This is a genomic window from Ensifer sp. VA4 (assembly GCF_055710065.1).
Window position 1 is genome coordinate 1 of record NZ_JBVQPO010000073.1, and the last position, 266, is coordinate 266.

A 266-nucleotide genomic window follows, 5' to 3' on the forward strand; every position below is an offset into this window, starting at 1 on the left:
AGAAATTGACAATCCGGACCTGATCGGTTCGGAGATCTGCAAGGCCATAGGCCTGCAAGAGGCACCCGGTATCTCCGCCATCGAAACGGTGTGCAACTCGCTGGGCGGCGCTGAGGTGTTGTTGATACTCGACACCTTCGAGCATCTGGTCGAAGCGGCACCGGTCATCAATGCCATTCGCAAAACATGTCCGGCGACCACCGTTCTGAGCACCAGTCGTGAGCCCCTCAAATTGCGCGCGGAGACGGAATTCGTCGTGCCTCCCC

At 58.6% G+C, this 266-nt stretch carries 1 pseudogene; it reads left to right on the forward strand.

Annotated features, from left to right (window positions below):
- Positions 1 to 266: pseudogene (locus tag AC0C6X_RS30220) on the forward strand (adenylate/guanylate cyclase domain-containing protein); the annotation flags it as partial.